The 8437-nt window shown below is 49.2% G+C and carries 7 protein-coding genes; 6 read left to right on the top strand and 1 reads right to left on the bottom strand.

From position 1 onward, the window contains the following. On the top strand, positions 1–388 hold a 388-nt coding region (locus AC1DWB_RS29355), incomplete at its 5' end, for a zinc ribbon domain-containing protein (protein ID WP_477544645.1). A gap of 377 nt (positions 389–765) precedes the next feature. Here AC1DWB_RS29355 and AC1DWB_RS29350 read toward each other — a convergent pair. Then, entirely contained in the window at positions 766–2214 is a 1449-nt protein-coding gene (locus tag AC1DWB_RS29350) for an IS1182 family transposase (protein WP_477544644.1), read from the bottom strand. A 655-nt stretch (positions 2215–2869) separates the two neighbouring features. On the opposite strand from AC1DWB_RS29350, the gene AC1DWB_RS29345 reads away from it, so the two are divergent. The 5 genes from AC1DWB_RS29345 (at position 2870) to ruvB (ending at position 8311) form a co-directional block, all read left to right on the top strand. After that, positions 2870–5170 carry a LysM peptidoglycan-binding domain-containing protein gene (locus AC1DWB_RS29345; protein ID WP_477544643.1) on the top strand — a complete coding sequence of 767 codons (2301 nt, stop codon included), beginning with the start codon at positions 2870–2872 and terminating at the stop codon, positions 5168–5170. Between the two features lie 99 nt (positions 5171–5269). Next, positions 5270–5914 carry a BofC C-terminal domain-containing protein gene (locus AC1DWB_RS29340; RefSeq protein ID WP_477544642.1) on the top strand — a complete coding sequence of 215 codons (645 nt, stop codon included), beginning with the start codon at positions 5270–5272 and terminating at the stop codon, positions 5912–5914. Positions 5915–6106: 192 nt separating this feature from the next. After that, a complete protein-coding gene (gene ruvC, locus AC1DWB_RS29335; RefSeq protein WP_477544641.1) occupies positions 6107–6610 on the top strand; it encodes a crossover junction endodeoxyribonuclease RuvC in 504 nt (167 codons plus the stop codon). After that, on the top strand, positions 6607–7251 hold the full coding sequence (gene ruvA / locus AC1DWB_RS29330; protein WP_477544640.1) for a Holliday junction branch migration protein RuvA: 645 nt from the start codon (positions 6607–6609) through the stop codon (positions 7249–7251). Before ruvC ends, ruvA begins: the two co-directional genes overlap by 4 nt. A gap of 19 nt (positions 7252–7270) precedes the next feature. Further along, a complete protein-coding gene (gene ruvB, locus AC1DWB_RS29325) occupies positions 7271–8311 on the top strand; it encodes a Holliday junction branch migration DNA helicase RuvB (RefSeq protein ID WP_477544639.1) in 1041 nt (346 codons plus the stop codon). The last annotated feature ends 126 nt before the right edge of the window (positions 8312–8437 follow it).

Genomic DNA, 8437 nt, shown 5'->3' with positions numbered 1-8437 from the left:
ATTCGTACAGTGGTGTACGGAAAATGATGTAAAAACGATAGTAGTTGGCAAAGTGGAAGGCGTACAGAGGAACACTAAAAAGAAAAGAAGAAAAATCGTAAATCAAAAGTTATCCAATTGGAGTTTTGGTAAAATTCAAAAGCAACTCGAATACAAACTCGAAGAACATGGAACAACGATGAAGACGATGGATGAAAGCTATACAAGTCAACAATGTCCTTGTTGCGGTAGAAGGAAAAAGACGTYTACAAGAAATTAMAAATGTTTCTGCGGCTATGAAGAACATCGAGATGTTCACGGTAGCAAGGGGATTTTGTCCAARTATCTACATGGAGATATACGCGATTTGGGCAAAACGAAAGAAGTCAAGTATCTACGGATAGCCTAGAGCTAGAAGTAGTAAATGGTGAGTTCCCACCCACTTGCAAAAGTGTTGCTTACGATAGCTTGCTGTTTGGTTTCCGCTACATGTGTAGCGAGAGATAGTAGCCAACCTGCTGTCTTGCAGAAAGTTACGGCAAGTAATGGTAAGAAACCCCTACTTCTTAGCGAAGCGTAAGTGGGGGAGGTTCATGTACTCATACAATGTTTTATTTCTTTACCGTAAGTAACAGCTAACAGAAAAACTTCCTGTTATTTTGAGCAAATTCACTCATTATCGATAATTAACAGGAAATCCTCCCGGTAAATTCAGCATTTTTATAAGTTTTCGGTAAATTCACTCCTATTAACAGGAGGTTTTCAGACTGTTGAGAAACCGATTTATCAAGCTACGAGTTTCGGATAAGAAGCATATATGGTTATGAAATCGGTGGATAAAATAGTGTCTTTTTCGGATTTTTCTCGCAGAGATTGCTTGGCCAGGTGCCTTGCAATCTTCTTTAGGTTCTGCGCAACAGCTGTCATCAAGACTTGTTCCTGGGTTTTGTCTCTTCCCCTGAACCGGCAACGGCGAAGCCCGTGGAGCACTTTGGCATCCGCGAAGCTTCGCTCTATAGTTTGACAACGTAATTGGTAGACGGCTACTCCCTCCGCACTATACCGGTTTTGGGTGACCCGTTCCTTGTACTTTTCCCATACGTGCCTGTGAATGCTCCGCTGCATGTTCGCATTCGTGGTACATTGTCCCTGGAGTGGACAGACCCTACATTCGGCCGAGTTCGATCGGTACTCCCCGTATCCGTTTCGGCTCGTGGTGAGATAAGTTAACGTCTTGCTAGCCGGGCAAGTATAGGTATCGAGTTCGGAATCGTAGATAAATCGGGATTTGGGAAAGACCCCTTCTTTCGTCGGAGCGCCTCGTTCTGCTATAACCGAAAAGATTTCCATGTCGAGCGTTTTTTTGCAAATATGAGGAGTCATGTAGCCTGAGTCCAAGGCGACGGCTTCTAACGTAGAATCAAATCCAAATGTTTCAATTTGACGTTTCAATCGTTCCATATAAAAGGTCGCATCATTGACGTTGCCGGGCGTTACGAACACATCGGTAATGATATTGAATTTGTGATCGACCGTACGATGATCGAGATAGAAGAAGCCTTCGGGTTTCCCCTTTCGCATCATAAAGCCACTTTCAGGATCCGTGGTGCTCACTTTCAGTTTCTTTTCCTCGAGTTCCTCCCCGGCCGGAGGTAGCGGCTTTTTTCCATGAGATTCCCGATCCTCGTTCACGGCAGCTTCGAGTTCACCAAGATACTCTTGAGGCGTTTCCGTGACCACGTGCATCGCGTAGCGGTTCTTGTTGGCATTGGCCTGGATATGGGTGGAGTCCGTAATGAGAACCCGCCCGCCGACCATGTGATGATCGATGGCTAATCGAACGACCTCGTCGAAGATTTCCTGAAAGACATTCGTTCCTTTGAATCGCTTGGTTCGGTTCCAACTTATGGTCGAGTGATCCGGTACGGAATCGGAGAACCCGAGTCCTAGAAACCATCGATAGGCGGCATGAGGGATGATCTCTTGTTCCAATTGCCTTTCAGAACGGATCCCGTACAAGTAGCCGATTAGCATCATTTTGAACAATACAATGGGATCAAGGGCAGGCCGCCCCTTAGTCTCGCTGTAGAAAGGACGTACTTTCTCTGTAATAAAAGAGAAGTCAATATGATTATGGATCAAGCGCAAGAGGTGATTCTCAGGAACTAATGAGTCGATATTCGTGAGCTCGAGTTGGTTCGATTTTGGATGGGTCGATGGTCGATGGTTAAGCAAAATCCTCACGCCTTCCGGGTAAATGTGTCTTCCTATACTATATCACATTACCGCGGTAATTCGATGAATTATGCGACTTTCTCAACAGTCTGAGGTTTTCCTGTTAGTTGGGGGAAACTGGGTCAGACAACGGAAATAACAGGAGGTTTTCCTGTTAGCTGAGAATGGGCGACTGCGGTTGCAGTTGCGTGGTGCGTGGTGCTGAGTGCTTGGTGCTCGGTATCTGGTGCTTGGTGCTTGATGTTTGGTGTCTGGTATGGTTGGGCAATGGCTTCTTGCGCGGAACTTCGGGGTTACTTACACTTGGTAATCATACTCTGCCCCCTGTTGCTGTACGGGGATTTCCGTACTACTCGCGAGGAATAATACCAAGGACTAACCGGTTAACCTATCAACTCGCAAGCCGAATTCACCATTACGGCTTTGTGAAGGTAAGACACTGACCTGCCTAGTCGAGCAGCGCTGCCCGTATATTCCGTTAGGCAAAGCTCACTTCGACACATTCGAATTAGGAAGTCTGGCGATCTTTGGTAAGGTAACGAGTACGGCTGCCGCCGTCAATAGGCAGCCGTACTTTTTTTGCAAGAAATGATGTCAAATGCCTAGAACCTGCATAGACTGTATTGTCATTCTGAAGATGCAGGAGGTTAAAGCATTGAAAATTCATATTGTGAAAAAAGGCGACACGATGTTCGAAATCGCTAAGAAGTACAACGTAGACTTGCAAAAACTGATCGATTTCAACAAACAGATCACTGATCCGGACAAAATCGATGTAGGCATGAAAATTCGCATCCCGACGTCATCAGTTCCAGTGACTCCGCCAACAGGTGAAATTTTGCACAAGCATACGGTGGTCCAGGGGGATACACTGTGGAAGCTGTCCAAAGCCTGGGGCGTCCCGCTCAAAGCGGTTATCGACGCCAATACGCACCTTAAGAACCCCAACATACTTATGACCGGCGATACGGTCTTTATTCCAAAGGTCAAAGCTACGAATCCGCAATACCCCTTAACAGGGCATGGGAACAAAGTTATTAATGCTCCGATCACTCCAACTCCACTTCCTGCCCCCCTCCCTGAGACGAAGCCGGAATCGAAGGAGAATCTGCAATTGCCAGTTACTCAGGCACCCGTAACAGCACCGGTGGAAATGGTAAAGCCAGCGCCGGAAGTGAAGCCCGTTGAGCAACCTAAGATGAAACCATCCGTGTCCCCCAAAGCTATTGAGCAACCTGAGATGAAACCATCTGTATCCCCCAAAGCTGTTGAGAATCCTGAGATAAAACCATCCGTATCCCCCAAAGCTGTTGAGAATCCGGTGGTAGCACCGAAGACGCAGGAGAAACCTATGACACAACCTAAGACAGCCGTGAGCCCGGCAACAACACCTAAGACAGCCGTGAGTCCAGCAACAACACCGAAGACAGCGGTTAGTCCGGCTACAATGCCGAAGACAGCAGTAAGTCCAGCTACAACGCCGAAGACAGCGGTAAGTCCGGCTACCTTGCCCAAATCCAATCAGCCTATGTATCAAGGAATGTCAATGGAACCTGTAAATCYGTGGGCGACACCTCATGCGGTTGAACCGTTCATGCAATACCAAGTTCCGGCTGTGGAAGCTTCTTCAAGCATGCCGCAGTGGGGGCATATGCAATCCCCATTCCCATCGATGGTATCGCCGTATAGCAACGCACCTTACGAGAATACGCCAATGGTATCGCCGTATAGTAACGCACCTCACGAGAATATACCAATGGTGTCGCCGTATAGCAACGTACATTTCGAAAATGCGCCAATGGTGTCGCCGTATAGCAACGTACATTTCGAAAATGCGCCAATGGTGTCGCCGTATAGCAACGTACATTTCGAAAATGCGCCAATGGTGTCGCCGTACAGTAACGTGCATTTCGAAAATGCGCCAATGGTGTCGCCGTACAGCCACGCACCATTCGAAAACGCGCCAATGGTATCGCCGTATAGCAACGTACCGTTCGAAAATGCGCCAATGGTGTCGCCGTACAGCCACGMACCATTCGAAAACGCGCCAATGGTATCGCCGTATAGCAACGCACCGTTCGAAAATGCGCCAATGGTATCGCCGTATAGCAACGCACCATTCGAAAATGCGCCAATGGTATCGCCGTATAGCAACGCACCGTTCGAAAACGCGCCAATGGTGTCGCCGTATAGCMACGCACCGTTCGARAATGCRCCAATGGTRTCGCCGTATAGCCACGCACCGTTCGAAAACGCGCCAATGGTGTCGCCGTATAGCCACGCACCGTTCGAAAATGCACCAATGGTGTCGCCGTATAGCCACGCACCGTTCGAAAAYGCGCCAATGGTRTCGCCGTATAGCCACGCACCGATCGAGAATGCGCCAATGGTATCGCCGTATAGCAACACACCGTTCGAAAATGCGCCAATGGTGTCGCCGTATAGCAACACACCGTTCGAAAATGCGCCAATGGTATCGCCGTATAGCCACGCACCATTCGAGAATGCGCCAATGGTATCGCCGTATAGCAACGTACCGTTTGAGAACATGCCCATGGTGTCACCATATAGCAACGTACCGTTCGAGAATGCGCCAATGGTGTCGCCGTATAGCAACGCGCCGTTCGAGAATGCGCCAATGGTATCGCCGTACAGCAACGCGCCAATGGTATCACCCTATCACATGTATCCAGGTGTACAGAGCCCTTACGGGTGGTCTGCAATGCCTTATGGATATGGACCTCATACTAGCCATGGTATGAAGGATTGTGGTTGTCACGATAACAGGGAAGAAGATTCCGTGGAGCAGAAAGTCAATGTATCGGTTGCGGATGAAGTGTCCATGCGTTCAAGCTCGAAGAGCAGTGCCCGTAGCAACAACGGCAACGCTCGTAAATCGAAGTCATCTTCGCCTAGACCACAACGGAAATCCAACATTCCATGGACTAGAGTATAGTGGGGTTGAGCAACTCCGGCATGCAATCTAGCATGTGAAGTATAAGGGGAAGACCTTCTGGGAAAACTAGAGAAAAATTCTAGGACGGAAGGGATTCCCATGAACTTCACAGGCATCTTGAAACAGTTGAAGAAACGTCTTCGCCTGAACAGACGCTGGTTATCGCTAGGGTCTGTTATGCTTGTTGTCTGCGCTTGCTTCGCCTGGTACTCATACAATAGCCAGACTAGCGATCCCGCGAGCGTAAGTATTCAATCTGCAATTGCATCGGTGTCTCCAGATCACGCGAAGGATTCGGACGAGGCTGTCTTGGTGCGATTACTGGAACTAGGGGGCAAACGGGAGGTCACCACGATTCGGACCTACGTCTGTGGGGAAGAAACGGAGCAGCTTGGACGTCTGACACCACAAGAAATCCAAAGCTTGCACAATGAGCATCCCCAGTGGCAATTGAGCATGAACGGGGAGTCAGTTGATCTTCGTGAGCGGGTAGAGGACTTGTCACCAGGGTGCAAGGACACGGCTTACTTCGGCTTGGACAAGTCAGGCAACCTGTCTTTGTTCGATGGTATTCCTTCCAGCCAGAAAGTGATACGTACTTTTTTTCAACTCAATATGGGATTTCTGGAGAGCAGCCTACCAAGAGAGACGATCGATCAACTTAAGGAAGGCATCCGGGTCACCGATTTGCTAGAATACAACAGTGTATTGTCGACATTCAGCGATTTTGCGGTAGAGCAGTAACAAAGAGAATAAGAGTCAGAACTCGGAATAATGCGCAGGCGAATCCATCGATTCGTCTGTTTTTTTTGTCAGCCATACTTTTTACCGCATATTTTTGTTATAATGGCAAAAAGAGAACACATATGTTCGCTTTTATATTGTGTTGCTTATGAAGTAATTGTGCGTTTAGCACATGTTGGAGGATGAATTCATATGCGTGTGCTTGGCATCGATCCGGGTATTGCCATCGTCGGCTTCGGCTTTGTTGATAAACAGGGTCACAAGCTCGTCCCTGTGCAATATGGCTGCATTCAGACGAAGGCACACACCGATCAAGCGATCCGGCTGAATGAATTGTACGAATCGCTGCTGCAACTGATCGATAAGTACAATCCGGACGCAATGGCAATCGAGAAGCTGTTTTTCAATAAAAATGTGACGACTGCATTTACGGTCGCCGAGGCAAGGGGCGTACTACAGCTCGCAGCCGTTCAACGAGGAATAAGTATCGCTGAGTATACACCCCTGCAAGTGAAGCAGGCGGTCGTCGGTTATGGCAAGGCCGAGAAGAAGCAGGTTCAGGAGATGGTGAAGCTGTTCCTGAAGCTGACTGCCGTCCCGAAGCCTGATGATGTAGCTGATGCGCTTGCCATCGCCATCTGTCACGCGCATTCGGCCGGACTACAGAACAAAGTGAATGGAGCCTTGAAGCCATGATCGATTTCCTGAGGGGAAAAGTTGTACATAGAGAAACGGAATACACGGTGTTGGACGTCCATGGGGTAGGGTATCGGGTGTTCTGCCCGAATCCATATGCTTCTGGCGCTGACAAATCGGAAGAGACAACGTACTACATTCATCATCATGTAAGGGAAGACGCAATATTGCTGTTCGGTTTTCTGACCCGAGAGGAGCAGGCGTTGTTCCGTAAGCTCTTGGAAGTATCAGGAATCGGACCGCGCGTAGCGTTGGGGATATTGGCTGCAGGAAGGCCGGAAGCCGTTGTGGCTGCTGTCCAGCAGGAGAATTTGAACTTTCTGATGAAGCTGCCGGGGATAGGCAAGAAGACCGCTCAGCGCATCGTGCTGGATTTGAAGGACAAGCTCGGGGCGATACCGTTACCTGCAGGCGCTATCTCCATAACTGGTATGGGTTTTGGTAGTGATATGCCTGGATTGGTCTACACAGGTGAAGGAGGGACCGCTTGGGCAGAAGCGAAGGAAGCGCTGCTTGCACTTGGCTATTCTGAAGCGGAAGCAGATCGTGCCTGGACTCGGGTGAAGCCTAAGGCTAAGGATGGAGATAAAGCCGAGACGCTAACGAAGCTGGCTCTGCAAGCCTTGTACAGCGGGGTATAGGAAGTGAGGGAGATTGTTGATGGACGATCGGATTATCTCGGCTAATCTGATGATGGAAGAAGATACAGCAGAGCTCAGCCTGCGTCCCCGGTATTTGGCTGAATACATCGGACAGTCGCAAGCGAAGGAGAATTTGAAGATATACATAGAAGCAGCCAAGATGCGCAAGGAGGCGCTGGACCATGTTCTGCTCTATGGCCCGCCTGGCCTTGGTAAGACGACACTGTCGAATATTATCGCGAATGAATTGGGTGTGAGCATACGTACGACCTCGGGACCTGCAATCGAGCGTCCTGGTGACTTGGCTGCTATCTTGACCAATCTGCAAGAAGGCGACGTCTTGTTCATCGATGAGATTCATCGTCTACACCGGACGGTTGAGGAAGTGCTGTATCCGGCCATGGAAGATTTCGCACTTGATATTATTATTGGCAAAGGCCCGAGCGCCCGCTCAGTTAGACTTGACTTGCCGGCCTTCACGCTAATCGGTGCGACTACTCGAGCTGGGCTGCTCTCTGCGCCGCTGCGCGACCGCTTCGGTGTAGTAAGTCGTCTGGAATATTATACAGTGGATGAACTTAGCTATATCGTAAGCCGTGCCTCGGAAATATTGCAAGTTGGCATTGTAGGGGAGGCCGCTACCGAGATTGGCAAGCGTTCCCGGGGAACGCCGCGGATTGCTAATCGGCTGCTGAAGCGGGTTCGTGATTACGCCCAGGTTAAGGGCGATGGAATCATTACATTCGATATAGCTCAGACCGCGCTCAAGCTCATTCGGGTCGATGATCTCGGCTTGGATGAGATTGATCACAAGATGCTGAGGGCGATTATCTCGAATTTTCGCGGAGGCCCTGTTGGGTTGGATACAATTGCGGCCACGATCGGAGAAGAAAGTCAGACGATCGAAGACGTCTATGAACCATACTTGCTGCAAATCGGTTTTTTGCAGCGCACACCGAGAGGACGAATGGTGACGCCTCAAGCGTACCGTCATCTGGGATTACCAATGCCTACCGTGGATGGGAAAACGTTCGAAGGGGACGGATCCAATCTCGTGTAAGCGGCAGAAGGGTGAAGTGAAAGCGATGCGTTTATTCCGCACAACAAGACAATCAATCGCAATCCTGCTCGGTCTGAGTTGTACGATTACAGCTATGGCACCGACATTTCATACGGTAAGCTATGC

This window comes from Paenibacillus sp. P4_E11 (assembly GCF_056401635.1).
This window is presented reverse-complemented; position numbering and strand designations above follow the sequence as displayed.